Source organism: Nocardia aegles (genome assembly GCF_052545135.1).
Map to the genome: position 1 here is coordinate 316,183 of NZ_JBQWRI010000006.1, position 24,708 is coordinate 340,890.

The following is a 24,708-nucleotide window of genomic DNA, read 5'->3' on the forward strand; positions in this document are numbered from 1 at the left end:
AGCGAGCTACTCCAGGTCGCCAACGAGTGGAATTCGCGTCACCACCTGCCACGAGTACACATTGCCGCGTTGAACCAGCGCGACCATCACGACTTCGGATACCACGACGTCGACACCGGTGATCGATGAACCTATCGTCGCCGCAGTCGCGGCTGCTCTTGCGGATAGCCCCTCGAAGATCGGATAGGCAATCGTGACGTGAGGCGCGGAGGACGAGTTCTTCACCCGCGCGTTCGGAAGGACGGCTTGGGTAGCCGCGCGCAGCGTGTCACGAAGGGCGCGAACCTCGTCAGCGGGTGCGACGACGAAGCCGACCGCACCGCGAAGATTGGTCAGCCGCTCGAACGTGAGGGTGAACGATGTCCAGTCGCGGCAGGCCAGGTGGGCCGCTGCCGCGATGGACGCGCGTTGCTCAGGGGTAGTCGCCCCGTCGTAGGAGATTCGGTCGAGTGTGAGGTGAAGTCCGTCGACAGGAGTGGCGTCGAAGTAGGTCGGATCGATCGCGGTTTGACAGGTTTTCGTCAGGGCATGGAGTTCCGCCGCATGCTCGAAGGTCAGGAACCAGTAGTGACCGAGCGGGCCGGTGTGGCCCTCACGGGGTTGCAGGCGTGGGCCGTCCGTAGTGCTCGTCATCGCTCCTCACTGCTGCTCGCCAACGCGTCGTCCACCGTCCGCAGTTCCGGCGTCATACCCCACCGGGCAGCAGCATCCCGCACGAACTCAGAACCCCGCCGCTGAACTTGCAGCATGAGCGTACCGCGCGTTGGACCGAGCGCTTCGTGCATGATCGCTACTGCGCCGTCCAGGTCAGCGTCCTCGCTCAGAACGTGCGACCGTGCCACGTCGATCATCACCAGCGAACGGCCCCACGGAGAATTAGCGTCGCTCATCTCAGATAAGGCCAGCTCCGCGTAATGCCCGACCCGCTCCGGTTTCGCCAACGACAGGTAGGCCGTGGCCGCGTTACCAGCGATCTGCGCCGGACTGTAGCTCTCCAGCGAGATACTGGACGGGACTCCGGCCGGCGCATCGGTTCGCAGCAGCATTTCGTACGCTTCGTCTACTGCGCGGTGCACACCCTCGACATCGCCGAGCTTTCCCCTGGCGCGGGCGACACCGTTGATCGCGAGGCGAACACTCTGTGGCCCGGCCGCAGCGCGCGCGAACCCCTCCTCCGCATAGTGCAGAGCCTTTTGGAACCGCCCTGCATAGTACTCGCAGAAGCTTTGCAGGCCGCGTGCCCACGCGGCCAGATTGTTGTCCTGGGCGTAGTCGCCGAGCTGGTAGGACTCCTGGCAGTAGGCCCGCGCCAGCGAAAAGTTGGCACAGCCAACCGCGATGTAGCCGAGCAGGCCCGACGTCATGCTGGCGATCCCGAACAACTGACTCCGCTGCGCTGGACGCCCGCACTCGCTGATGAGTTCGTCGAGCCAGGCGCGTTGCTTCCTGAGCGGCGCGACCAGTGCGGCTGGATCGAGCGTTTCGTACTGGGCAATGCTCCGAAACACACCGTCGCGCAGCTGATCGACCAAGTCGGGATCGACTGTCCGGCTGAGGTTTTGGATACGCGTGAACACCGTAAGCAGTTCGTCGGTGACACCCTGGTCAGCAGATGCAGTTGCTTCCGCTTCGACGAGCTCTGCCAAGCGATCATGCCTCGGCGCCTGGTGCCGATCCCGCCACGCCGCTTCGCCTTCCGCCACTATTTGCTCGAACCTGGCCCGATCGTCAGCCGATGCACGCGACTGGTAGGTCGTATCCAGAATCGCTTGAGTATTCGAACGCGGCGTAACGGCACTCAGCCCGCTGCGCCAATTGTTGACCGTGGTGGACTCGACACCGAGCAGAGCCGCGTACTCGCGGATCGATTTTCGCATCGCCTCTTGTAGTGCGGATGCTTCAAAGCCGGTCCATTCTCGCCCTCGTACCATTCGCCTCTACCTACGCTTCGACCGCCTGAACTGGGCAAACACCTACGGTAAGCCCACAGTACCCCACAACTGTGCCGTGCCGCGCGAAACCGCGTGTGAGCCAAAGTCGAAAGCGGTACCCGGTACCGGGCTGTCGCTTGGAACCCCGTCCGGCGCACTGGTCGCCAGAGTGGCAGGCCGGTGGCGAAAGCCCCCGGTGCCGGGTACCACCGCCCTTTTCACTTGTTCTGCCACAGAGGATTCCGGTGACCGCAAATTCGATTGTTCTTTACCAGCTCATCGCCATGACGCATCAGGAAGCGCACCAGCCGCCATCGGTGCCGTTCACCATCGACCAGGCGCATCTTGTGATGCAGTTACATGTGGCCTGCCGGGCCAGACGTTGCCCGCGAAAAGCGGCTGCACTGGATGCACTGATCGAGGCTGGACGTCTGATTTCTGACGCAACGAAGCCGCGGTGAAGGGAATTCGCCATGTCCACATGGGCAATGCTTCTTATCGCAGGTGGGGCCGGGATCGGGGCAATCGGACTGTTGGCGGGGGCAATGCTGATGGCCGCACGCATGCCGGACGATGCGGACGGGCCGAGCGAGGAAACACCAGCGCCGGAAGATCATCCCACATCGTCATCGACGCAGACAGCGAACCCGAGTGGTCGTGCGGTAGCAAGCATCTGGCCCCGCACATGGACCCATGATGCACCTGAGCAGCCACTCACGGTGAACGAAGCGCACCGCGAGATGCAGGTGCACCGCGATTGCCGGCTGGATGGATGCGCTCGCAAAGCTGCCGCCTTCCAGACGCTCATCGAGACTGGGCGGGTGACGCCGGATGCTTCACGGCAGAGGTACTGAACCGCGCAGATTACGTGCTCATGAATCCGAGAGCAGAGGCCACCGTCGTGACGAACGATGAGCCACGCGAAGCGGCAGCATGCAAGCGCGCCGATGTCCCGGCTACATCGCGATCTCGCACCGCCGTGACGGACCGGCGACGCCAGCGCCTCGCGTACCGTGCACCGATCGGACAGGTACTGAATCAAGCTGTGACACACGACCACATCGTCCGGCCCCCGTCCGCGAGCGATAGGCAAGCGACGCAGCGTACTTTTCCGAGGTGGCCTTGGCACGGTACAAAGACAGCGTTGAGATGCCCGATCGACCCTGCCTGGAGGCCGCTGTGGACATCGAACGAATCGCCGGCCTCGTGGGTGCCGATGTGGTGTCGGTCCTGGACCTGGGCGCTCGTCACTCATGGACGCTGCATCGTTTGACGCTCGCCGACGGTCGGGAGGTGTTCGTCAAGCGGGCAGCCGGGTGCGCGAATCTGTTCGCGACCGAGGCCGCCGGGCTGCGATGGTTGCGCGAGGCGGTTCCGCATCTGGTGCCCCACCCGGTGACCGTCACCGGAACCGAGTTGATCCTGCCGTGGATCGTGACGGCCGCGCCCACCGCGGGAGCGGCCGAGCAGTTCGGTCGTGACCTGGCAAGTCTGCACGCGAACACCGCCGACCACTACGGTGCGACATGGGCGGGTTACATCGCAGATCTGCCGTTGGATAACACCCCGGCGACCGTCTCGTGGTCGACGTGGTACGCCGAACGCCGGCTGCTGCCGTACCTGCGGCTGGCCGCGCCGTTCCTCGACCGCAGCGATATCACCCTGATCGAGCGTGTCATCGACGCCGTCGACCTGCTCGCCGGCCCGCCGGAGCCGATCAGCCGCATTCACGGCGACCTGTGGTCCGGCAACATTCTGTGGAGCGACACGTCGGCCTTGCTGATCGATCCGGCCGCGCACGGTGGGCACCGCGAAACCGATCTGGCGATGTTGAGCTTGTTCGGTGCGCCGCATCTGGATCGGATCATCGCAGGCTACCTCGACACGAACCCGTTGTCGCCTGGCTGGCGGGATCGTCAGGCATTGCATCAGCTTCACCCGCTGCTGGTCCATGTCGCTCTGTTCGGCGAACGGTACCGGGAACAGACCCTACGGGCGGCGGCGAACGCACTTGGTGAGCATCATCAGTAGACCGCCGACCACCCAGTCCAGGGGCGAAGGCCGAATTCCCCTCGCAGGCAAGCGAGCCGGTGTCTGGCCTGCGGGCGGACGTGTTCCTGATCGTTTCCGAGTCGACCGAGCCATGCTGTCATTCGGAATTCCCGAATGTCGCGCAGCAGCCCATACCCATCCCAGGTGGTCACGTCTCGGCCATAAGCTCGGCAGAATTCCTGGTATTCGTTCGAGATCGAGCATGATCACCGTGCCACTGTCGGTGGCGACGATGTTGCCTTCGTGGGCATCCCCGCTCAGGAGATCCACTATGGTCCAACACATTCGACCCGAATAGGCCGGAGCATTCTTCCGCGGCAACGCCGAAGCCGTGCTCATCGAGCAAACCGTCGGTTCGGGAATCACAAGTCTGCTCACTACCGGCTCACGGCAGCCGGGATCGACACCACCGAATCCGCATCCGGCGCAGCTCGACACCGTCGTCTAGCGTAGCCGGTACGCACCGTCGTCGGCTACCTCGACGACGTCATCGAAATCGTTGGTGCGACTGCGGATCCACGCGTTACCACACCCGTTTGATAACTCGGCTTATCATCAGCAACCTCGACACCGGACGATCGCTCGTGGTCAAGTCTCGTGCACGCAGATTACCGGAACTTTTTCCGGCAAATGCCCTCGACTATCGCACAGCCGCCACGAACCAAGATATCAAGGAAGACAGACCCGCCATGAGAGTCAAGAAGCTCGCCATCGCCACCGCATTCGCGATCGCCGCGATCGGGTTGGTCGAGAACACCGCCGTCGCGGCGCCTCCCGCGACGACCGCCGAAGCAGTTGCGGCCCTCCCCAGTAGCACGCATGGTGTCGACCGGGGTGTCGACTACGAGGCGATCCGCGACGGAAACAGTCTCGCCGTCACGTTGGCGGGTGGCACATTCCAGGTCACAGATGACGCGATCGACATCATCGCCGCCGACGGCACATCGATCGCGAGCGTCCCGCGCGCGCTCACCCTCGACGAGCACGTGATCACCTTGGCGCCGCGAGTGGATGCCAACGGCACCAAGCTCGTCGCCGATGTGGCCGCCCAGGACATCGGCTACTGGCGCATGACCTCGCCGCGCCAGCGCAGCACCGAAGCGGGCGCCGGAATCGGCGCTTTGATCGGCGGCATCGGCGGCGCCATCGTCGGCATCGTCATCGGCATCGCCGCGTATGGGCTGCTGCTTCCGATCAGCCTGCCGCTGGGTCTGCTGATCGGCGTGCTCGGCGGCATGGCGATCGGCGGTGCGGCCGGCGCGGCCGTCCCCAACTCCGACGTCCCCGACCGGTGGGACTACCAGCAGGAGTGCTACAACAGCGGGCCGTACCGCTACTGCTGGTAAGTCATCGACAGGCGGGCACCGAATACCAAAGCCGGTGCCCCCTGCGCGGTGCCTGGGCAAGGATCATGCGCGCCCAGGCTGACAAGTCCCAAGCACTGGGATCGCAACCCCGAGAGAAATGATGAGGAAGTTCAAGAGCGCACTCGTCGGAGTAGCCGTAGCCACCGGATTATGGGTCGGCGCGGCCGACGCGCACGCAGCTGTCGTCACCGACGACTTCAACCGCACGAGCCTCGGCTCGGGCTGGTCCACCTACGGCGGCGGTCAGATGTACCTGATCAACGGTCAGATTTCCGCCGCCGGCGAGCCCAGCGAGCCGATCTCGTTCGCGTTCAGCAACTCACCGGTCCTGGCCAGCACCCAGGAAGTCTCCGCCACGGTGCACTGGAACGGCCGCAGTCCGCTGCACAGCTCGATGTCCGTGGCGCTGCGGGCGAATCCGGCGACCCACCACGCCGGGGTGCATTTCTGGTTCACCGCCAACCTGATGGGCATTGCGATGTACAACTGGCAGGGCACCGAATTCATCCCGGCGACCGGGACCGCTCCGTACATCTCCAAGTGGATGGATTTCCCGGAGGGCACCCGCATCACGTTGAAGGCGGTGGGCAACACCTACACCGCCTATGCAAGTGTGTACCCGTTTCCGCTGGTCCAGGGCACTTTCACCAGCCAGCAGGCGCCCCTGACCAACGCCTACGGCGGAGTCCACGGTGAGGACGACTCGTCGGTCTCCGGCGGCGGCGAACCCCCGGCGAACCTCGGCCACTTCCAGTTCTCGGCGAGGTGACGCCGAACGCCTTCGGGGATCGACGGGACAGCCGTGCATCAGTCGCGCACAGCCGGTTGCCCTCTGCCGCCTCCGCTGCCCGGCCGGACCTACCAGCCGATGTTCAACGGCAACGGGCAGTATCGGCTCCCGCACCCGGAGACGGGCAAGCCGACCAGCTACACCCGCGCGTCCACCGTGGCACAGCTATTCAACTGTGGGTCTCGTTCAACGACCGGGCAGCGTCTTCTTCGACGGCACCGGCCGTGCCGGGTCAGATGTTCGAGTATCACCCTCCGGACTGGCGAGACGCTGTTCCAGGGCGGTGAAAGCGGTGATTGCCTCGGGTGACTCGAAGGCTCTGTTGCGGCGGCCCAGCAACGTCGTCGACGAAGCCTGTTTCGCAATGTGGCGGCGCGGCCATCCCCAACTCCGATACCCGACCAGTGGGACCACCAGGAGGAGTGCCGCACCAGCGGGCCTTACCGCTATTGCTAGTAGTACTCTGCGGCTGTCGATCGGGCACGACGTACATGGATCGCCAATCTGGTTGCACTGCCGGTATTCACGAGAATTGCGCTGTTGGAGTGCTTGTGTGCATACGTGATACCGTGACATGGTGCACAGCGATCCCGGAGAGATGCACGCCGCAGCGGACCGGATGGCAGCAAAGGCGCACGAGTTCTGGGACGACATCGAGGGGTTGCGCAAGGAAATCGACGCCCTCATGTCCGCGGACTGGACCGGCGCAGCGGCCGATACACATGCCCCACTGTGGGCAGAATGGGTAGATTCCGCACGGAAGGTTGTTGCCGCTCTGAGCGAGGACGCAGTATTGATACATCAGGCCGCTGACAGGTACACGAAGACCGATAACAGCAATGCGAGCTCGATTGCGTATGTTCGGTTCAACCTGGACAATCCGTGATGGTGGCCTACGTTGCCGACACCGATCGGATTCTCGCTCTCATAGAGAAGGCTCGGCAATGCGGCCAGCAAATCGAGCAGCGCATCGCCGATGTTGAGCGTGAAGTCGCCGCGCTGCACATCGAGTGGGCAGGCGAGGCGGCGGACGCACATCGATCGAAACTCGACACCTGGTACCGCGAGATGAACGATATGACGACGGCGCTCGGGCAACTCGAAAACGCTGCCCGAGCCGCGCGGGACCGGTACCTGGCCAACGTTGCGCACAACCGGCGAATGTGGCCCTGATGGCGCCCATCGCCATGGACCCAAGTGTCCTGCGCAACGCGGCGACACTGTATGAAACCGCCCGTCACAACGCCGACGGTGTCGTACGGACGCTCACCGCGGCACTCGACAAAGACTGGAGCTGCGCAGGTAGCGACAGCGCGGGCCGCACCTGGACGAACACCTATGACCCGGCCGCGTTCAATGCCGTGGCCGCCGGAACGGATATCGTCAACGCGTTCGGCAAGCTGCACGACCTCCTTGCCTTCACCGCGCTCAATCACACGAACACCGAGAAACTCAACAAGACGCCACCGGAAACCCCCGATCCAGCCCCCGCGGTACTCGCCACCGCGAGTGCACCGACATTCAAAGGCGCATTCGGCGGTGACACCGATCCGCCGTTCGGCTGGAGTCTGATCAGCAGCTGGCTGCAAGGGCACACTTGGCCCAACGGCGACCCCGACAAGCTGCGGAGAATCGGAACCGCCTGGAAAAACGCGGCCAAAGGGCTACGCGATGCCAGCGACGGAACCGGGCAGGCGTGGGCGGACCTCGAAGACATCGCCTCGGACGAGCTTCCACAGGCCCTTGCTCAAATGGATGCCGTATTCACGGCCGTCGAGAGTATCGCGACACAATACGAAAGCCTCGGCACCGCATGTAACGGTTGGGCGCAGCAGATCGAGGACGCGCACCAGAAGATCCTCGCCATCCTGGCAGGGGCTATCGGTGTCGGCCTCATCAGCGGTGTCTTGGTCGGTGTCTTCACCGCAGGAACAGGTGCCGTGGGCACGACCGCCGCCGCGGGCAGCTCGGCCGGCGCGGCTATCGTCACCGTACTCATCGCGTTCGACACAGCTGCAGCCCTGGCCACCGGTGTTACCATCGCCGCGGGCACGGCAGTCATCGGCATTGCCACCGATCTACAGCCCCTACTCGAAGCAAACCCAACCCAGTTCAACGCCAGCGCGAACGCAGGCGGAAACAACTGGCACTATCAGCCCGCACCGAACAATTTGCCAGCGTTTCCCAAGGCCAAGCGATCAAAGAGCCTGGGGCGACGGAGGAGCTGGGTGGATGATGAGGGAAACATCTACGAATGGGATTATCAGCACGGCGCTGTCGAGAAGTACAGTAGGAATGGAAGGCATCTCGGCGAGTATGACCCGAACACGGGCGAGCAGACAAAACCACCGGACCGATCACGAAAACCACAAGGAAAGTAGATGTGGCGCTTAGAGTCATTTGACAAGGATTCCGGCATGATTGTTAAGGGGTACATCCTTCGAGGAATAAGCGGACCGAAATTGAAGGAACTGCTGAATCTCGACGACAGCGAGTACCCCGTGGAGGCCGCTCAGCACGATGTTCCTCCAGAAAAGCTGGGAGAACTGGCCGAATACATCTCCGAGCCGTTCATTCCGGACGATTCTCTTGATTACGAGGTGGGCTTCACGAGCGACTGAGCCGTGGGTCATTTACGCCCCGGTTACCCCACGCCGCCAATCTGACCGCGAGGAGTAAAGAACTGCTTGAAAGCCTACGATAGGCGGTCCGGGGTTCTGATCGACGAGTATCCGTTGCACGGCATCAACTTTACAGCCCCGAAGTGAAATTCTTAGTATCGACCAAGGTATCTATATAGACGGTGATGACGTTTCGCACGCGCAGGTAAGTGAGCTCACCAAGTACATTAGCGATCCACTCACGATAGACGCATGTGACTACTAGGTAGGCTTTCACCGTAGCCCAGCGCGGAGCAAATCGGAAATTATTTCAGGAGTCGTCGTGGACTATTTGGACGAATGGAACGAAGAGCGGCGTCGTGCCGCAGCGGAAGGGCAGCGCAAGAATCGTGCCCTGCGGCAGGCTCTCGCGCAGATATCCGTTCGCGCCGGTTCCCGCAACGGTGAACTCGGCGTCGCAGTGGACGCGTACGGCGATGTTACCGATCTGCGTCTCACACCACAGGCGCTCAGGCTCGGCGAAGCGCGGCTCGCGCGCCTGCTGTTGGAGACGATCCAGCGCGCACAATCGGACGCGCGGCGCCAGGTGGAAGCCACATCACGCCCATACACCGAGGACCCTGGCGCCGCCGCCGCGATCACGTTCCTCCGCGAGACTCTGGGTGACGACGCGCTTCCCGGAAGCCGGGCCTGATCTGCATCCAGACCTCGCTGCAGCGATTGACCATGCTGAGCTGAAGTCGCGAAAGGCGCTGTGGCGGAGAACCGTCGCAGCGCCTTTCTCGGTATCCGCGCCGAGGATTTCAACTGTGGCTCTCGTTCAACGGCCGGGCAGCGTCTTCTTCGACGGCACCGGCCGCGCCGGGTCAGATGTTCGAGTATCACCCTCCGGACTGGCGAGACGCCGTTCCAGGGCGGTGAAAGCGGTGATTGCCTCGGGTGACTCGAAGGCTCTGTTGCGGCGGCCCACACTGAGCTGGCGGAGGATTCCAGCTTCGACCAAGCGCTGCACCGCGGCGTTCGTGGCGGGAAAGCTCCGACCGATGAGTGCCGCCGCCGTGCCGACGGTGAGGACCGGGGCTCCGACCAGCTTGCCGAGCAGCAGATCCAGCGCGGAGTTCGCACGCACCGGCGCCACTCGATCCCGCCACATTCTCTGCAGGTCGGCGGCCTTCATCTCGAATTCGGTCGCGTCCTGGGCCGCACGGGTGCAGGCGGCGGCGAAACGCGCCACCCAGATGTTCAAGTCGTCGGTGGCCTGCTCGGAATCGGGCGCGCCGACGTGTCGGAAGCGAGTCAGACCGTCGATGTAGCTGTCGCTCCACGTGGCGAGAATCAGCGACACCGGGGCGATGACGCGTTCAGCTACGCCGCGGCGGCGCAGTATCAGATGGGTCAACGCTCGACCGGTTCGGCCATTGCCGTCGATGAATGGGTGGATCGTCTCGAATTGCGCGTGGGCGATCGCGGCCTGCGCAACAGCGGGCAGATCGTCGCTATTGCAAAACGAGACCAAATCCTTCATCAGTTCGGGTACGAGCTCCGGCGGTGGTGGAACAAATACGGCCGAGCAGGGATTGAAGGAGCTGCCACCGATCCAGTTCTGCACGTCTCGAAAACATCCGCCGTGCTGTGCGAGCCTGGTCCCGGCGAGCAACCGTCGATGGACCTCGAGCAGAACGTCTTCGGTGATCGGCTCACCACGACCCACCGCGTTGGCGGCCACAGCCATGGCGTCGATATTCGCCAGCACCTCAGCGGCCGTCACATCCGATGATTCACCCTCGAGCTGCCGCGCCGCCTCCGCGCGCAGCAATCGACGGGCACCGACTACCAAGCCCTCGATCCGGGACGATGCGATGGCCTCGGCGCACAGCAGCAACCGAGACAGCGCCTCGGTCTCGACGAGCGCCACCGCCTCCGTATCGAGACGGGTGATCGCCACCTCCGCATCAACGACGTCGGCGGCGGTTTCGCTGGTCAAAACGATGCGGCGACCCGACAACGGATCGGGCAGATACGCCCGGTAGGTGCCGGAGCCACGATCTCGTCGAGACAGGCCACCGCCATCCAGGTTGCCAACCCATCGCCGCTGCGCAAACTTAGCCACGAGCCCTCCTTATTAAGGGTTAGCATATAACCTTTAATAAGGTTAGCGTTGACGGTGGTCGATCCGCGTCGCGACAGTCGATACCCACAGCGATCCGCAATGCGCAGAGGCGATGGCCACGTCGATAGGTATGCCGATGTACGGCAGACGCTGCGCAGCGGCGGTCGCCGCTGCTGCGACGGGGTCGACGACGGTTCGCTATCGGTTTGCCGAACCTCATGTCAGATCGAATTACCTTGCTGCTCAACCGGTTCCATAATGTCGGCAATATCACAAGATTTGCTTTGACGATCGAGTAGTGGCTACCAATAGTTCGTTCACATCACGCGATACGACGTTCGATTCGTCCACGTCGGGGGTGGTCGGGGGTCGGGAGGGAGAATGAATTCAATGTTTGATCGCGCTGTAATGCGGGTCGGTCGTAAGGCGCTCATCGGTGCGCTGCCGCTGGTCGTGGCGACGACGTTCGCCGGTGCCGGGGCGGCATCTGCCACCAACTACGCCGATCAGCAGGCGCAGTTGGCCAAGGCGATCTCGACGTCGGGTACGTCCGCAGACATCGCCTACCACACCTCGGTCGCGCCGGACCTGCGCACCGTTTCCACCACGCTGGATGCCGGCACGTTCCAGCTCGGCGAGACCTCGATCAAGGTGGTGAACAAGGCCGGCGCGGCGGTCACCGAGGTTCCGCGCACGCTGGCCACGCCGTCGGGTACCAGCATCGCACTGGATGCCAAGGTCTCCGAAGACGGCCGGACGCTGTCGGTGACGACACCTGAGGTTTCGGCCGCGACGGGCGCGGAGTTGAAGGACATCGCGACGAATCCGGGTGCGCAGTACCCGGATCCGGTCATGAACGGTGCTGCCGCGGGCGCGGGCGTCGGTGCGGTCGCCGCACTCATCACCTGCATTCCCACCCTGGCGATCTTCATCGTGGGTTACGGGCTGTGCGCCGTGGTCGGCGTGGTGACCACCGCCATCCTGGGTGCCGTGATCGGTGCGGTCGTGGGCACGGTCGCGCCCGACGTCATTCCGCAGGTGCTGCCCTGACAAGCAGCGATTGACCTGCTGAGCTGAAGTCGCGAAAGGCGCTGTGGCGGAGAACCGCCGCAGCGCCTTTCTCGGTATCAGCGCCGAGGACTTCGACTGTGTCTCTCGGTCAGCATTCGGAACAGCGGTTTATCACCCGCAGTATTCGTCGTCGTCGCGCACCGACACGAGTAATGCCCGCTTTCCTAGGCGAGATTCGCGAGGCTTGGGATCGGCCAGTCGTCGCTACCGAACCAAGTCGGCGAAGCTGATCTCGCCGAGCACCACATGCTCCAGGCGGACGAGTCCGTCGCGGTGCAGCCGGTGCAGGCGGTATTCGGCGGCGTGGGCGTCGAGCCGGAATTCGCGCACCTCTTCGATGTCGAACTTGGTGTCGAGAACGACGACCAGGTAGAGCGGAATGCCCGCGCGCGCGTACTGCACCTTCTTGTCCAGCAGATCTTCGGCGGCGGTGGACGGTGAATACACCTCGACGACGATCAGCGCGTCACCGGCTTCCGGCTTCGCGCCGCGCTCCGGCAGGCAGCGATACACCGTCACATCCGGTCGCCGGAACGTGAACTTCGGTATCCGCCAGAGGACGACATCGATATCCGTCTCGACGCGGATGCACGGTTCGGTGCTCGGTAACTCCTCCAGCGCGCCTGCCAAACGTCGTGCCACGCGATTGTGCTCGGGAACCGGTCGTTCACGAACGATCACATGCCCATGCACTACCTCTATTTCGCGCGCAGCATCCTCGGGCAGTTGGTGGTATTGCTCTTCGGTCAGATCGTGCGGCAAGTGGTCCGATGCTCGGATCGTCACTACAGAAGCCTATCCAGTCCGCCGTAACCATGATCATGAACGCGCACGAAGGCACGGACTCGTATGGAGTCCGTGCCCTCGCTCAATGTTCAGTTGACGACGCTCAGCAGAGCGCCCAGCTCACCAGGAGCTCTTGTGCACACCCGGCAGCTCGCCGCGGTGCGCCATCTCGCGCAGGCACACGCGGCACAGGCCGAACTTGCGGTAGACCGCGTGGGGGCGGCCGCAGCGCTGGCAGCGGGTGTAGGCGCGCACAGCGAACTTCGGCTTGGCGTTGGCCTTGTTGACCAGTGCTTTCTTAGCCATGTGCTCAGTTCTCCTTGAACGGGAAGCCGAGGTGCTTGAGCAGGGCACGGCCTTCTTCGTTGTTGGTCGCGGTGGTCACCACGGTGATGTCCATACCACGCGGACGGTCGATCCGGTCCACGTCGATCTCGTGGAACATCGACTGCTCGCTCAGGCCGAACGTGTAGTTGCCGTTACCGTCGAACTGCTTCGGCGACAGGCCACGGAAGTCGCGGATACGCGGCAGCGCGATGGAGACCAGGCGGTCGAGGAACTCCCACATCCGGTCGCCGCGCAGGGTGACCTTCGCGCCGATCGGCATGCCCTCACGCAGCTTGAACTGCGCGATGGACTTGGTCGCCTTGCGGATCTGCGGCTTCTGACCGGTGATCAGGGCCAGGTCCTCGACGGCGCCGTTGATCAGCTTCGCGTCGCGGGCGGCATCGCCGACACCCATGTTGACGACGACCTTCACCACGCCCGGGATCTGCATCACGTTGGCGTAGTTGAATTCCTTGTTCAGCGCGTCCTTGATCTCTTCGCGGTAGCGCTGCTTCAGCCGGGGCTGCACTTTTTCCGTCGTGGTCATGTCAGATGTCCTTCCCGTTCTTACGGGAGATCCGGACCCGCTTGCCGCTCTCCTCGTCGGTCCGGTAGCCGACGCGGGTCGGCTTGCCGTCGGAGTCGACGACCATCACGTTCGAGACGTGGATGGGGGCTTCCTGGGTCACGATGCCGCCCGAGGAGGCGCCGCGCTGGTTGGCGGAGTTCGCGACGTGCTTCTTGATCCGGTTGACGCCCTCGACGAGAACCCGGTTCTCCTTCGGGTAGGCCTGGATGACCTTGCCCTTGGCACCCTTGTCCTTGCCCGAGATGACGAGCACGGTGTCGCCCTTGTGCACCTTCATGTCAGAGCACCTCCGGGGCCAGCGAGACGATCTTCATGAACTTCTTGTCGCGCAACTCGCGGCCGACCGGGCCGAAGATACGGGTACCGCGCGGGTCGTTGTCCGCCTTGATGAGCACGGCCGCGTTCTCGTCGAAACGGATGTAGGAACCGTCCGGACGGCGACGCTCCTTGGTGGTGCGCACGACGACGGCCTTCACGACGTCACCCCGCTTCACGTTGCCGCCGGGGATGGCGTCCTTCACGGTAGCGACGATGATGTCGCCGATACCGGCATAGCGACGCGACGAACCGCCGAGAACGCGGATGCAGAGGATCTCCTTCGCACCCGTGTTGTCGGCGACGCGCAGTCGCGACTCCTGCTGAATCACTTCAGCGTCCTCCTTGACCTGGACGTATGTGCACGCCGGATTACCGACCCGACGGGCATGGTCGGTTGCCCTCCGGACGCGCGCCTACCAGCGGTTTCATCGGTTCGAGCAAGAAAAGCGGAACCAACCACTGGGGGTTCACTGCCGGATTGCGGGCACAGCTCCCGCAGGCAACCGGTCTAGTGTATGGGAATCCGCAGGTCGTTCCCAAATCGGGGGTGGTCGCCGGGGCACCCGACGGCGCCCGTTCCCAATCCGGGCCGGACCGGCGTCGCGCCGGTAGCCTCGTGTCCTGCAAGGCTGCCTTCGTACACCAGCGGCACCGCCGCGTCGGGGAGAGGATTCTCGTGACATCTACCGGTCGGCAAGCGAAGCTGGATCGTCGTGCTTTCCTGATCGCCCTCGGAGCCGTCCCGGCCGCCGCCGCGCTCGTCGCGTGCTCGGACGGCACCGAACCCGCGAGCCGGACGCTCACCGGCGTCGATCTCAGCGGAGCGGACGAGACGATCCGGCCCCAGGACGACCTCTACCGGCACGTCAACGGGAAGTGGCTGCGGGAGTACCGGCTGCCGCCGGACAAGGTCAGCTACGGCTCGGGCAGCGAGGCGGGCGAGCGCACCGAGCAGCAGTTGCGGGAGATCATCGACGGCATCCGGGACCCGAAGCCCGGCTCGGAAGAACAACAGATCAGGGATCTCTACGACGCCAGGGTCGACTGGGACCAGATCGAACGGCTCGGCATGACGCCGCTGGCGCCGTTGCTGGCGAAGATCGATGGCGCCGCCACCAAGCCGGAGTTGGCCAAGGTGATGGCCGAGCTGCCGATCAGCGGACTGATCGGGCTCGGCATCGGTGTCGATCGGAAGAATTCCAACGCCTACATCCCCTCGGTCGGGCAGTCGGGACTCGGGCTCGGGGAGCAGTACTACCGGAAGCCGGAATACGCCGAGATCCTCGCGCAGTACCGGACCTTTCTCGAGCGCATCGCCGCGGGCGCGGGATGGGCCGACCACATCGGTATCGCCGCGCGGGTGTTCGATCTGGAGATGCGCATCGCGCCCGCGCACTGGGACAACGTGCGCAACCGCGACACCGATGCGACGTACAACGTCTACAGCTGGGCCGATATGACCGCGCTCGCCCCGGGCTTCGACTGGGATCCCTGGCTGGCGGGCAACACCGACCGCCCGCGCGAACTGTTCGCGACGATGGTGGTCGATCAGCCGTCCTTCATCACGGCGGCGGGTCAGCTGTGGACCGAGGTGGACATCGCCACATGGCGGGATTACTTGAAGTTGTCCGTGCTGCGTGAGTTCGCGCCGTATCTGCCCAGGGCCGTCAACGACGCGAATTTCGACTTCAAGGGCAAAATTCTCAACGGCCAGGACGAGCGCCCGGAACGCTGGAAGTACGGCGTGAGCATCGTCGACGACAAACTCGGCGAGCAGCTCGGCAAACTGTATGTGGCCAAGCATTTCCCGCCGGAGGCCAAGGAGCGCGCCAAGGAAATGCTCGCCGACGTGATCGCGGCCTACCGGGAGAACTTCACCAATTCGACGTGGATGTCGCCTGCCACCAGGGCGGCATCGCTGGCGAAGCTGGACAAGATCGATCCGAAGATCGGTTATCCGGACAAGTGGGTCGACTACTCGACGCTGAAGATCACCAAGGGCAAGCTGATCGAGTCGTTGCTCGCAATCCAGGAGTTCGAGGTCAAGCGTGCGTTCGCGCGCCTGGGCACCCCGGTCGACAAATCCGAATGGGGCATGTCGCCGCAAACGGTGAATGCCTACTATTCGGCGACCTCCAACCAGATCGTCTTCCCGGCGGCTTACCTTCAGCCGCCTTTCTTCGACAAGGACGCGCTGCCCGCGGTCAATTTCGGCGCGGTCGGGTCCACCATCGGGCACGAGATCGGCCACGGTTTCGACGACCAGGGCTCCAAATACGACGGCGACGGCAATCGCCGCGACTGGTGGACGCCCGAGGACCGCGCCGCGTTCGACGCCAAGTCCAAGCAGCTGATCGAGCAGTACAACGTGCTCGTCCCCGAGGGACTCGAGCCGAGCAGGCACGTCAACGGCGAGCTCACTCTGGGTGAGAACCTCGCCGATCTGCGCGGATTGCAGATCACCTTGGCCGCCTTCCGCATCGCCGAGAAGCGGCGGGGCATAGACAATCCCGACTACCGCACCATGTTCCTGTCCTGGGCACGCGGCTGGCGCGAGAAGCAGACAAAGGAACTCACCATCCGCTACCTCAGCACCGATACGCACTCCCCCAACGAGTTCCGCTGCAACCAGGTGGTGCGCAATCTCGACGAGTTCTACAAGACCTTCGAGGTGAAGGAAGGCGACAAGCTGTACATGCCGCCAGATCAGCGGGTGACATTCTGAGCCGGCGGGTCCTCGGGACGCTCGCGGATCAGCGGGCCGCCACCGTGACAGGCGCCGGCGCGTCCGCCCTTCCATCCGCCTCGGCCGCTTCGGCCGCTTCGTCATAGATGTACTTGTCACCGAGGAACCACGACGCGGCTGCGGCCAGGAACATCATCACGGCCGCCGCCACGAACACCACGACCAGTCCGGAGTGGAACGGCCCGGTGAGCAGGTTCGGGAAGAACTCCTGCCCGGTGAGGGTCTGGGCATCGACACCGGGCTTGCTCAGTTCACCCGATGGCCCCAGCAGCTCCTGGATCGGGTTGTACCCGAGGAACGCGGCGAACATGCTGGCCACCGGCGGCATGCCGGCCAGTTCCGCGGCGGCCCCGGCGGAGACGCCCTGCGCGCGCAGACCGGAGTCCAGCGCCGAGGGCAGGCTCGCCGCCAAGCCGACGACCATGAGGGAGAAGAAGATCCCCATCGACAGGGCATTGCCGCCGTTGAAGAGGGTGCCGCGCATGCCGGAGGCGGCGCCGCGCTGGGCGGCGGGGACGCTGGACATGATGGCGGCGGTGTTCGGGGAGAAGAACAAGCCGCTGCCGATGCCGTTGAGCAGGGTGATCAGCGCGAACAACCAGTAGTCGAAGTCGACGGGGATGACCAGTAGCAGCAGGAAGGTCACGCCGGCCAGCAACGCGCCGCTGGTGGTGAAGTGCCGGGGACCGTATCGGTCCGACAGCCAGCCCGAGACCGGTCCGGCGGCGAGGAATCCGATGGTCAAGGGCAGCAGGTAGATACCCGCCCACAGCGGCGTGGATTCGAAGTCGTAGCCGTGCAGGGGAAGCCAGATGCCCTGTAACCAGATGATCAGCATGAACTGCATGCCGCCTCGTCCGATGGACACCATCAGATTGGCGAAGTTACCGAATCCGAAGGCGCGATTGCGGAACAGCCCCAGATGGAACATGGGATCGGGAACCCGGGCCTCCACCAGGCAGAACACCGCGAGCAGCACGATACCGCCCAGCACCGCGGACAGCACCCACGGGCTGGTCCAGCCGGTGGCGTGCCCACCGTAGGGCTGGATGCCGTAGGTGATGCCGGTGAGCAGTGCGGTGAGCCCCAGGCCGAAGCTGACGGTGCCCGCCCAGTCCACCTTGCCGCGGGAGCGGACGCCGACCTCGTGCAGCGAGCGATAGGACCAGACCGCGCCGAGGATGCCGATCGGAACGCTCACCCAGAACACCGCGCGCCAGTCCCATTCCGACAGCACGCCGCCGATGATCAGGCCGAAGAACGAGCCGGCCACCGCGGCGACCATATTGATGCCGAGCGCCGTGCCGCGCCGGCTCGCCGGGAACGCGTCGGTGAGAATCGCCGTGGAGTTGGCCGTCAGCATCGCGCCGCCGATCCCTTGGATCACCCGCCAGACGATGATCCACATCGCCCCCGCTCCGCCGTGCCACGGATCGAAGGACAGGGCGAGCGCCGCCAGCGCGAACACCGTGAACCCGAGGTTGTAGACCCGCACCCGGCCGAAGATGTCCCCGAGCCGCCCGAACATCACCACGAGCACGGCGGTGGCCAGCAGGTAGCCCATCAGAATCCACAGCAGGTAACCGACGTTGCCGGCCTCGAGCGGGTTGAGCCCGACGCCGCGGAAGATCGCGGGCAGCGAGATCAGCACGATCGAGGAATTGACCGCCGTGAGCAGCACGCCGAGCGTGGTGTTGGTCAGAACGATCCACTTGTAACGCGGATGGTCCCGGTCGTAGCGCATCCGGCGCCGGATGGTTCGGACGTCGCCCGGGTCTATTTCGGTGGATCGATTCGTCACGGCTGCCCCTCACGACATGGTTACCATCGCAAACTATATAGTTAGCCGATGTAACCATCAAGCGGAGCGCCCGCTCTTCCGTCGCCGAAGGCCGATTTATATAGGTTAGGCTTAGCTGACTGAATCCACGGCAGCTCGAGGAGCAGCCGGATCGAGGAGTTTCCTCGCGAGGGAGAGTGAACGATGAGGTCTGTCCGGGCATCCCGAGTCTGGTGGGCGCGAGCAGCGGCCGCTCTGCTGTCCGGTGCCGTGGCGTTCAGCGTCACCGCGTGCGGATCGCCCGGCGACGAGTCCGCGGCCGGTGGTGAGTCGATCACCATCAGTCATGCGCGCGGCGAGACGACCATCACCGGGACTCCGAAGAAGATCGTCGTCCTCGGAAACCAATGGCTCGACACCGCCCTCGCGCTCGGCGTGACACCCGCGGCGTATGTCGACAACGTGGCCGTGCTGTCCAAAGGTGCGCCGCCCTGGCAGCCGAAGATGGACGAGTCCGCCAAACCGATCAGCACCACCGGCAACCTCGCCGAGCAGGTGGCCGCACTCGAACCGGATCTGATTCTGGCCGACTCCTTCATTGCCGACCAGAAGAACTACGAAGCGTTCTCCAAGGTCGCCCCCACCGTGCCGGGTCTGACGAAGGAAATCGTCACGCCCTGGCCGGATTTGGTGACCGCTCTGGGCCGAATCCTGCACAAGCAGGACGAGGCCGCCACGGTGGTCACCGCCGTGCGCGACAAGATCGCGGGCATCGCCGCGGCCGATCCGGGCCTGCGGGGCAAGTCATTCGCCAGTACCTGGCTGTCCGGTCCGACTCAGCTGATGGTGCTGACCGACCCGAACGACGGCTCCGCCAAGCTGTTCGCGGAGCTCGGCCTCGGCATCCCACCGAACCTGCTGGCCCTGCCCGCCACCCAGGGCCGGGCCGCGCTCTCCTCCGAGCGCATCGACGAGTTGACCGCCGACGTGCTGCTGGCGGGCTACTCCCCGGGCATGGACGAGAAGTACCGGCAGCTGCCCGGATACTCGGAATTGCCCGCGGTCGAGAAGCACGCGGTCGTGTTCCTCACCACCCAGGAGATCACCGCCGTCAATCAGCCCACGGTCCTGTCGATCCCGTACATCCTGGACAAGGTGGCGCCGGCCTTGACCAATGCCGCGAAGTAGCACCACCGCACGAGGAGTTCCACGGTTGTCCGCCGTCACCTACACCCCCGAGACCCGTTTCGCCCTGCGCGAGGGCGCGACCTGCGTCACCGTGCCGACCGGCGCGGTACTACTCAACCCGCCACACAACCAGAAGCTGACCGGCCTCGGCACGGCCGAGGTGCGAGCTTTGAAGCTGCTCACTCAGGGTCCGTCCACGCTCGGTGAGCTGACCGAGCGATCCGGCGGCGACCTCGGCGAACTGGTCGAACAGCTCACCGACGGCGGTTGGCTATCGGTCACCCTGCGCGACGGCGGGCGCGACCTGTACACCATCCGGCCGTTCGGACAGCCGGCCCCGCGACCGCGCACGCCGCTGCCGTGGTCGGCCACGCTGTCGAAATTCGCCGTCCTGCACCGGGATGCCCAAGGCTTCGTGCTCGAGCACCCACGTGCGTGGTGTGACCTGCGCATTCACGATCCACGGCTGCTCGCCTTGCTCGACGGTATCGGCGCGGCCGACGCCGACCTGCCGGTCGCCGTCAAAGCGCGGTTCGCGGACGATCTGCACTGGTGCGGCTTCTCGGTTCCGGACGCGGAAACCGAAGAGCGGGAATTCACCTCCCGGAGTTGGAGTGCGCCGGATCTGTGGTTCCATCGCCGCAGCACCCTCGGTGAGCGCACCATCACCTGGGAACACTTCGGGCCGACCAAATGGGCGAAGGGCCGATTTCCCCAACCACCGGCACGCAAGGCGGTGTACCCCGGTGCGGCGGTGGACCTGCCCGTCCCGGACCTGGCCGCCAGGCGCGCCGGGGACCCCAGCCTGACCGCGGTCCTGGAAGACCGGGTATCGACGCGCACCTTCGACGAGACCCATCCGATCACTCTCGAACAGTTGGCCGAATTGCTGTACCGCACGGCCAGAACCCGCAGTACCCGACCGGTAGCAGCGGGCGAGGAACTCCTCTCGCGCCCCTACCCGTCCGGCGGCGGCGTGTACGAACTCGAGCTTTATCCGGTGGTACGAAACGTCACGGGACTGGCGCCGGGGATGTACCACTACGACTCCTTCGACCACGTGTTGCGTCCGGTCGCGGCGGCCGATTCGCCGGCCGTGAAACGGCTGCTGAAGCCGACGGCGGCGACGCTGACCGACGCCGCCGAGCCGCAGGTGCTGCTGATCATGGCGGCCCGCGCCGGTCGCGTGATGTGGACCTACGAGCAGGTGGCCTACGCCGCGATCCTCAAGCATGTCGGCGTCTTGATGCAGACTGTCTACCTGGCGGCGACCGCCATGGGCCTGGGCGCGTGCGCCCAGGGCTTCGGGGATACCGCCGCTTTCGTCGACGCGGCCGGTGTCGACGAACTGGAGGAGTGCAACGTCGGGAGCATGATCATCGGCTCCCGAGCATCGCGCTGAATCGGTGTCGGTCCCGGTGTGATCCAGCGCGGCCACACCGGCACCGTCACGTCTGGGCCAGGATCTCCTCGTCCGTCATCGACGCCACCTCGAGGTAGAGCCGCGCGACCGTGGGCAGTCTGCTCGCCGCGCCGTGCCGGGCCTCCCGGTCCCGCAGCCGCTGGGCGAGCTCGGCCACCGTGCGCGCGGCGAACAGGTCGGCGACCAGCGCGTGATCGGCTTCCAGCCACTCCCGCACCCGGGCGATGACCGTCGTGGCCAGCACGGAATCGCCACCACGACCGAAGAAGTCGTCGTGCACGCCGATCGCGTCGACACCCAACACGGTCGCGACGATGTCGGCCAGGGCGGCCTCCACGTCATCCCGCGGGGCAACGTCCTGGTCCTGCTCGGCGCCCGGTTCGAGCAGCCGGACCACCGCGCGGCGGTCCAACTTGCCGTTGGCGGTCAACGGCATCTGCTGGAGGAACTCGACTCGGGTGGGAATCATGTAGGCGGGCAACAGCTCGGCTACCGCCGCGGTGAGGTCGCCGATGTCGCCGGGATCACCGGCGACAGCCGCGACCAGTGTGGGCGCAGCGGTGCCGACGACCGCCGCCACGGCATGCCGGATCCCCGGCACCGTGCGCAACGCGCTCTCCACCTCGCCGAGTTCGACGCGATATCCGCGGATCTGCACCTGATGATCCGCGCGGCCGAGGAATTCGATCGTGCCGTCGGGCCAGTACCGGGCCAGGTCACCGGTCTTGTACCAGCGGATGCCGTCGTGTTCGACGAATCGCTCGGCGGTTCGCTCCGGATCGTTGCGGTAGCCCGCGGCCACGTTCGCGCCACCGACCCAGAACTCGCCGGCCACCCAATCCGGGCAGTCGCGGCCCGTGGGACCGACCACGCGGCAGCGGACGTTGCGCAGCGGAACGCCGAACGGCACGGTCGCCCAGTGCGCGGGCGGCTCGCCCACCACTTCGCAGATGGTGTTATGGATGGAGGTCTCGGTCGCGCCACCGAGCCCGGCGAACCGGCAGCCCGGCACTTGGGCGGCGAGCCTGCGGGCCAGATCCGCGCCGACCCAGTCCCCGCCCAGGGTGACCGCCCGCAGTGAATCACCCAGCTGGTCACCGCCGATCTCCAGGATCATGTCCAGCATGCTCGGCACGCAATTGAGGATAGAAACGCGATGCGTGCGAAGCAGATCCACCCAGGTGGTGGCCTCGGCACGCTGCCGGGCGTCGACGGCCACAATCGAGCCGCCCACCGAGAACATGCCGAAGATGTCGTAGACCGAAGCGTCGAATTCCAGGGCGGACAGCGCGAGAACGCGATCGGCGCTGCCTACCTCGAACCACTCGTTCACGGCATCGATGGTGTTCATCGCGCCGCGGTGCGGGACGTCGACGCCTTTTGGCACACCGGTGGATCCGGACGTGAAGATGACGTAGGCGATGTCGCCGGTATCCGGCAGGACCGGCGCTGACAGCGGCTGCGGGTAGTCGCGGGCGGTGTCGATGGACAGGGTCACGATCGGCGCGCCGAGGTCCGCGCCCTCGACGCTCAGCGCCGTGCCGATCGCACCGGTGCGCAGCATTTCCGCGCGGCGACCGGCCGGCTGATCGAATCCGATCGGTACGTAGGTGGCTCCTGCGGCCAGCACGCCGAGCACGGCCAGGATCTGGTCCGGCCCCTTCGGCAGCTGGACGGCGACGGCATCGCCGGGCCGAACCCCCTCCGCGGTGAGCGCGCCGGCGACGGCCAGCGCGCGTGCGGCGAGTTCCCCATAGGTCCACGCCGCCCGGTCCGCACCGAGACCCCACACCACCGCGGGCGCCCCGGGATTCGCCGAGGCATGCTCGAAGAAGCCCTGATGCAGGCAGCGCCCGCTGACGGGGCCGTCGGTGGCGTTGACCGCGGCCCGCACCTCCGCCTGGGCGATCGGCAGTCGCACCGCGGCTTCCGCGTTCCACCCGGCCTCGCCCGCGCCGAGACGCTCGATCGCCGCGGTGTACCGGGCGAACATGGCGTCGATCATGCCCTCGGGGAAAGCGGATGCGCGCACGTCCCAATTCAGCAGCAGCCCTCCGCGGACCTCGGTGACCTGCGCGTCCAGGAGCACCTGCGGGCCCTGCGAAATGATCCACACCGGCTCGCCGAAGGTCCCGGTGACCTGCTCGGCGAACAGCTCCCCCAAGTTCAGCGCGCTGGTGTAGACGACCGGAGCCAACACGGGTTCACCGCGCTGCCTGCCCAGGTCGCGTAGCACTTCCAGGCCGGAATAGGCGGTGTGCGCTCCGCTTTCGTGCATACCGCGTTGCAGCGCGCGGGCTCGCTCGGTAACGGACATGTTCTCGGCGACGTCGACCTCGAGCATGATGGAGGAAGTGAAGTCGCCGACCACGCGATCGATGTCGGGGTGCACCGGCTCGCGATGGAACAGCGGCACATTCAGCAGGAACCGGCTCTGCGCCGACCACCCGCCGATGGTCTCGGCGAACACCGCTGCCAGCGCCATGGCCGGGGTGACGCCGCGCTCGTGCGCGGCGGCCAGCAGTCGCTGCTTGGCCTCGGGGCCCAGCCAGTGGTCATACCGCACGGTCCGGTGCGGTTCGACGCGCTCGCCGGCCGGCACCGTGGGCAGCGCGGGCGCACCGGGCAGGTCGGGCAGCCGATGCTGCCACCATTGCCGGTCGCGTTCACGGGCGGCGACGTCCTCGTGGCGTTCGACGCGGTAACGCCGGTAGGTGTAGCCGGGCGCGGGCAGCGCGCTCCCGTGGTACAACTCGGCCAAATCGGCGATCAGCACGCGGTAGCTCATGGCGTCGCCCGCGAGCATGTCGACATCCACGTGCAGCCGTGTGCGTTCGTCGTCGAGCAGCGTCAGAGTGATGTCGATGACCTGCCCGTCCTCGATCGCCAGAAGCTGGTGGGTCTTGCGCGCACGCAACTCGGCCAATGCGGCTTCCGCTGCCTCCGGCGCCGCGCCGCGCAGGTCGACGACGTGGAAAACGGGCCGACCCGGTGCCGGCATCGTCTGCTGGGTACCGTCCGGCAGAAACTTGGTACGCAACATGGGATGCGCCTCGACCAGCTCGGTTGCCGCCCGTCCCAATCGCTCGGGATCGATTCGCAGCCCGTCGAATTCGACGTACAGATGGGCCGCGACGCCGCCGAGTTCCTGTTCCTCGGAGCGTCCGATCCAGTACGCGTGCTGCATGGTGGCCAGCGGGAAAGGCGCCCGTTCGTCGTCGTCCGACCGCGCCTCGACCGATTCGATGGACGCCGGGTCGATGTCCGCGGGCGTATCGTCCGCGCCGAGCAGGCCGTGCCAGGCCGCCACGGTCGGATGTGCCGCCAGCTGGGCGAAATTGACATCGGCCCCGCGCTTGCGCCAGCCACCGGCCAGTTTCATGGTGCGGATCGAATCCAATCCCAGCTGGATGAGGTCGTCGTCATCGGCGATCTCCCCGGCCGTGAGGCCGATCTGCTCGGCTACCGCGGCACGGATCTCGTCTATGCCGATCCCTGCCGCGCCCCTCTTCTGTTGTGCCGGCTCCATTCCGCTGCCACTCCTTGCCTACCGCCGCACCCGACGGATCGAGACTGCCCGGAGGAAGCCTAACGCAAGAATGTAGGTTT

General features: G+C 65.3%; 23 protein-coding genes. 13 read left to right on the top strand and 10 right to left on the bottom strand.

Going from position 1 to position 24,708, the window contains the following annotated elements; all coding sequences use genetic code 11:
• Positions 1 to 6: 6 nt before the first annotated feature.
• Complete coding sequence (locus tag ACT89H_RS19250; protein WP_445110000.1) at positions 7 to 633, bottom strand: 2'-5' RNA ligase family protein; 627 nt, start codon at positions 631 to 633, stop codon at positions 7 to 9.
• The gene (locus ACT89H_RS19255; protein ID WP_445110001.1) at positions 630 to 1,931 is read right to left on the bottom strand and encodes an NsdA family TPR-like regulatory protein; all 1,302 of its coding nucleotides are present in this window, start codon (positions 1,929 to 1,931) and stop codon (positions 630 to 632) included. Before ACT89H_RS19255 ends, ACT89H_RS19250 begins: the two co-directional genes overlap by 4 nt.
• Positions 1,932 to 2,176: 245 nt before the next feature.
• On the opposite strand from ACT89H_RS19255, the gene ACT89H_RS19260 reads away from it, so the two are divergent.
• From ACT89H_RS19260 to ACT89H_RS19300, 9 genes are all read left to right on the top strand, one after another.
• Positions 2,177 to 2,392: a hypothetical protein gene (locus ACT89H_RS19260; RefSeq protein ID WP_445110002.1), complete on the top strand. Its 216-nt coding sequence runs from the start codon at positions 2,177 to 2,179 to the stop codon at positions 2,390 to 2,392.
• Between the two features lie 718 nt (positions 2,393 to 3,110).
• Complete coding sequence (locus ACT89H_RS19265; protein WP_445110003.1) at positions 3,111 to 3,962, top strand: fructosamine kinase family protein; 852 nt, start codon at positions 3,111 to 3,113, stop codon at positions 3,960 to 3,962.
• A gap of 710 nt (positions 3,963 to 4,672) precedes the next feature.
• Complete coding sequence (locus ACT89H_RS19270) at positions 4,673 to 5,329, top strand: DUF8020 domain-containing protein (RefSeq protein ID WP_445110004.1); 657 nt, start codon at positions 4,673 to 4,675, stop codon at positions 5,327 to 5,329.
• Between the two features lie 121 nt (positions 5,330 to 5,450).
• Positions 5,451 to 6,119, top strand: a complete 669-nt coding sequence (locus ACT89H_RS19275; RefSeq protein WP_445110005.1) for a hypothetical protein — start codon at positions 5,451 to 5,453, stop codon at positions 6,117 to 6,119.
• Between the two features lie 595 nt (positions 6,120 to 6,714).
• Positions 6,715 to 7,026, top strand: coding sequence for a WXG100 family type VII secretion target (locus ACT89H_RS19280; protein WP_445110006.1), 312 nt, complete (start codon positions 6,715 to 6,717; stop codon positions 7,024 to 7,026).
• Positions 7,027 to 7,028: 2 nt separating this feature from the next.
• Complete coding sequence (locus tag ACT89H_RS19285; RefSeq protein WP_445110007.1) at positions 7,029 to 7,313, top strand: WXG100 family type VII secretion target; 285 nt, start codon at positions 7,029 to 7,031, stop codon at positions 7,311 to 7,313.
• The gene (locus ACT89H_RS19290) at positions 7,313 to 8,521 is read left to right on the top strand and encodes a colicin E3/pyocin S6 family cytotoxin (protein WP_445110008.1); all 1,209 of its coding nucleotides are present in this window, start codon (positions 7,313 to 7,315) and stop codon (positions 8,519 to 8,521) included. Before ACT89H_RS19285 ends, ACT89H_RS19290 begins: the two co-directional genes overlap by 1 nt.
• A complete protein-coding gene (locus ACT89H_RS19295) occupies positions 8,522 to 8,761 on the top strand; it encodes a DUF7683 domain-containing protein (protein WP_445110009.1) in 240 nt (79 codons plus the stop codon).
• 322 nt (positions 8,762 to 9,083) lie between these two features.
• A complete protein-coding gene (locus ACT89H_RS19300; RefSeq protein WP_445110010.1) occupies positions 9,084 to 9,455 on the top strand; it encodes a YbaB/EbfC family nucleoid-associated protein in 372 nt (123 codons plus the stop codon).
• A gap of 126 nt (positions 9,456 to 9,581) precedes the next feature.
• Here ACT89H_RS19300 and ACT89H_RS19305 read toward each other — a convergent pair whose 3' ends face one another.
• Positions 9,582 to 10,871 carry a Fic family protein gene (locus tag ACT89H_RS19305; RefSeq protein WP_445110011.1) on the bottom strand — a complete coding sequence of 430 codons (1,290 nt, stop codon included), beginning with the start codon at positions 10,869 to 10,871 and terminating at the stop codon, positions 9,582 to 9,584.
• Positions 10,872 to 11,261: 390 nt separating this feature from the next.
• On the opposite strand from ACT89H_RS19305, the gene ACT89H_RS19310 reads away from it, so the two are divergent.
• Positions 11,262 to 11,921: a DUF8020 domain-containing protein gene (locus ACT89H_RS19310; protein WP_445110012.1), complete on the top strand. Its 660-nt coding sequence runs from the start codon at positions 11,262 to 11,264 to the stop codon at positions 11,919 to 11,921.
• A 225-nt stretch (positions 11,922 to 12,146) separates the two neighbouring features.
• Here the strand turns inward: ACT89H_RS19310 and ACT89H_RS19315 are convergent, their stop codons facing one another.
• The 5 genes from ACT89H_RS19315 to rplN all read right to left on the bottom strand — a co-directional run bounded on the left by ACT89H_RS19315 (position 12,147) and on the right by rplN (position 14,291).
• A complete protein-coding gene (locus tag ACT89H_RS19315) occupies positions 12,147 to 12,728 on the bottom strand; it encodes a Uma2 family endonuclease (protein ID WP_445110013.1) in 582 nt (193 codons plus the stop codon).
• A 120-nt stretch (positions 12,729 to 12,848) separates the two neighbouring features.
• Complete coding sequence (locus tag ACT89H_RS19320; RefSeq protein ID WP_014981705.1) at positions 12,849 to 13,034, bottom strand: type Z 30S ribosomal protein S14; 186 nt, start codon at positions 13,032 to 13,034, stop codon at positions 12,849 to 12,851.
• 4 nt (positions 13,035 to 13,038) lie between these two features.
• Positions 13,039 to 13,602 (bottom strand): 50S ribosomal protein L5, encoded by a 564-nt coding sequence (gene rplE, locus ACT89H_RS19325; protein ID WP_039795509.1) that lies wholly within the window; start codon positions 13,600 to 13,602, stop codon positions 13,039 to 13,041.
• Between the two features lies 1 nt (position 13,603).
• Positions 13,604 to 13,921, bottom strand: coding sequence for a 50S ribosomal protein L24 (gene rplX / locus ACT89H_RS19330; RefSeq protein ID WP_445110014.1), 318 nt, complete (start codon positions 13,919 to 13,921; stop codon positions 13,604 to 13,606).
• A gap of 1 nt (position 13,922) precedes the next feature.
• Positions 13,923 to 14,291, bottom strand: coding sequence for a 50S ribosomal protein L14 (gene rplN / locus ACT89H_RS19335; protein WP_067807954.1), 369 nt, complete (start codon positions 14,289 to 14,291; stop codon positions 13,923 to 13,925).
• Between the two features lie 347 nt (positions 14,292 to 14,638).
• On the opposite strand from rplN, the gene ACT89H_RS19340 reads away from it, so the two are divergent.
• Entirely contained in the window at positions 14,639 to 16,687 is a 2,049-nt protein-coding gene (locus ACT89H_RS19340) for a M13 family metallopeptidase (protein ID WP_445110015.1), read from the top strand.
• A 28-nt stretch (positions 16,688 to 16,715) separates the two neighbouring features.
• Here ACT89H_RS19340 and ACT89H_RS19345 read toward each other — a convergent pair whose 3' ends face one another.
• Positions 16,716 to 18,452 (bottom strand): MFS transporter, encoded by a 1,737-nt coding sequence (locus tag ACT89H_RS19345; protein ID WP_445110067.1) that lies wholly within the window; start codon positions 18,450 to 18,452, stop codon positions 16,716 to 16,718.
• Between the two features lie 240 nt (positions 18,453 to 18,692).
• On the opposite strand from ACT89H_RS19345, the gene ACT89H_RS19350 reads away from it, so the two are divergent.
• Together ACT89H_RS19350 and ACT89H_RS19355 are read left to right on the top strand one after the other, a co-directional pair.
• Positions 18,693 to 19,676 (top strand): ABC transporter substrate-binding protein, encoded by a 984-nt coding sequence (locus ACT89H_RS19350; protein WP_445110016.1) that lies wholly within the window; start codon positions 18,693 to 18,695, stop codon positions 19,674 to 19,676.
• Entirely contained in the window at positions 19,663 to 21,078 is a 1,416-nt protein-coding gene (locus ACT89H_RS19355) for a SagB family peptide dehydrogenase (protein ID WP_445110017.1), read from the top strand. Before ACT89H_RS19350 ends, ACT89H_RS19355 begins: the two co-directional genes overlap by 14 nt.
• Before the next feature lie 46 nt (positions 21,079 to 21,124).
• Here the strand turns inward: ACT89H_RS19355 and ACT89H_RS19360 are convergent, their stop codons facing one another.
• Positions 21,125 to 24,628, bottom strand: coding sequence for a non-ribosomal peptide synthetase (locus ACT89H_RS19360; protein WP_445110018.1), 3,504 nt, complete (start codon positions 24,626 to 24,628; stop codon positions 21,125 to 21,127).
• Between the last annotated feature and the right edge of the window lie 80 nt (positions 24,629 to 24,708).

What these genes read in the sequence shown, in the direction of transcription:
- ACT89H_RS19275 (WP_445110005.1), top strand. Translation starts at nt 5,451, where the DNA reads ATGAGGAAGTTCAAGAGCGCACTCGTCGGAGTAGCCGTAGCCACCGGA.
- ACT89H_RS19310 (WP_445110012.1), top strand. Translation starts at nt 11,262, where the DNA reads ATGTTTGATCGCGCTGTAATGCGGGTCGGTCGTAAGGCGCTCATCGGT.
- ACT89H_RS19255 (WP_445110001.1), bottom strand. Translation starts at nt 1,931, where the DNA reads ATGGTACGAGGGCGAGAATGGACCGGCTTTGAAGCATCCGCACTACAA.
- ACT89H_RS19295 (WP_445110009.1), top strand. Translation starts at nt 8,522, where the DNA reads ATGTGGCGCTTAGAGTCATTTGACAAGGATTCCGGCATGATTGTTAAG.
- ACT89H_RS19345 (WP_445110067.1), bottom strand. Translation starts at nt 18,452, where the DNA reads ATGCGCTACGACCGGGACCATCCGCGTTACAAGTGGATCGTTCTGACC.
- ACT89H_RS19290 (WP_445110008.1), top strand. Translation starts at nt 7,313, where the DNA reads ATGGCGCCCATCGCCATGGACCCAAGTGTCCTGCGCAACGCGGCGACA.
- ACT89H_RS19360 (WP_445110018.1), bottom strand. Translation starts at nt 24,628, where the DNA reads ATGGAGCCGGCACAACAGAAGAGGGGCGCGGCAGGGATCGGCATAGAC.
- ACT89H_RS19280 (WP_445110006.1), top strand. Translation starts at nt 6,715, where the DNA reads ATGGTGCACAGCGATCCCGGAGAGATGCACGCCGCAGCGGACCGGATG.
- ACT89H_RS19350 (WP_445110016.1), top strand. Translation starts at nt 18,693, where the DNA reads ATGAGGTCTGTCCGGGCATCCCGAGTCTGGTGGGCGCGAGCAGCGGCC.
- ACT89H_RS19355 (WP_445110017.1), top strand. Translation starts at nt 19,663, where the DNA reads ATGCCGCGAAGTAGCACCACCGCACGAGGAGTTCCACGGTTGTCCGCC.
- ACT89H_RS19270 (WP_445110004.1), top strand. Translation starts at nt 4,673, where the DNA reads ATGAGAGTCAAGAAGCTCGCCATCGCCACCGCATTCGCGATCGCCGCG.
- ACT89H_RS19320 (WP_014981705.1), bottom strand. Translation starts at nt 13,034, where the DNA reads ATGGCTAAGAAAGCACTGGTCAACAAGGCCAACGCCAAGCCGAAGTTC.
- rplX (WP_445110014.1), bottom strand. Translation starts at nt 13,921, where the DNA reads ATGAAGGTGCACAAGGGCGACACCGTGCTCGTCATCTCGGGCAAGGAC.
- rplE (WP_039795509.1), bottom strand. Translation starts at nt 13,602, where the DNA reads ATGACCACGACGGAAAAAGTGCAGCCCCGGCTGAAGCAGCGCTACCGC.
- ACT89H_RS19250 (WP_445110000.1), bottom strand. Translation starts at nt 633, where the DNA reads ATGACGAGCACTACGGACGGCCCACGCCTGCAACCCCGTGAGGGCCAC.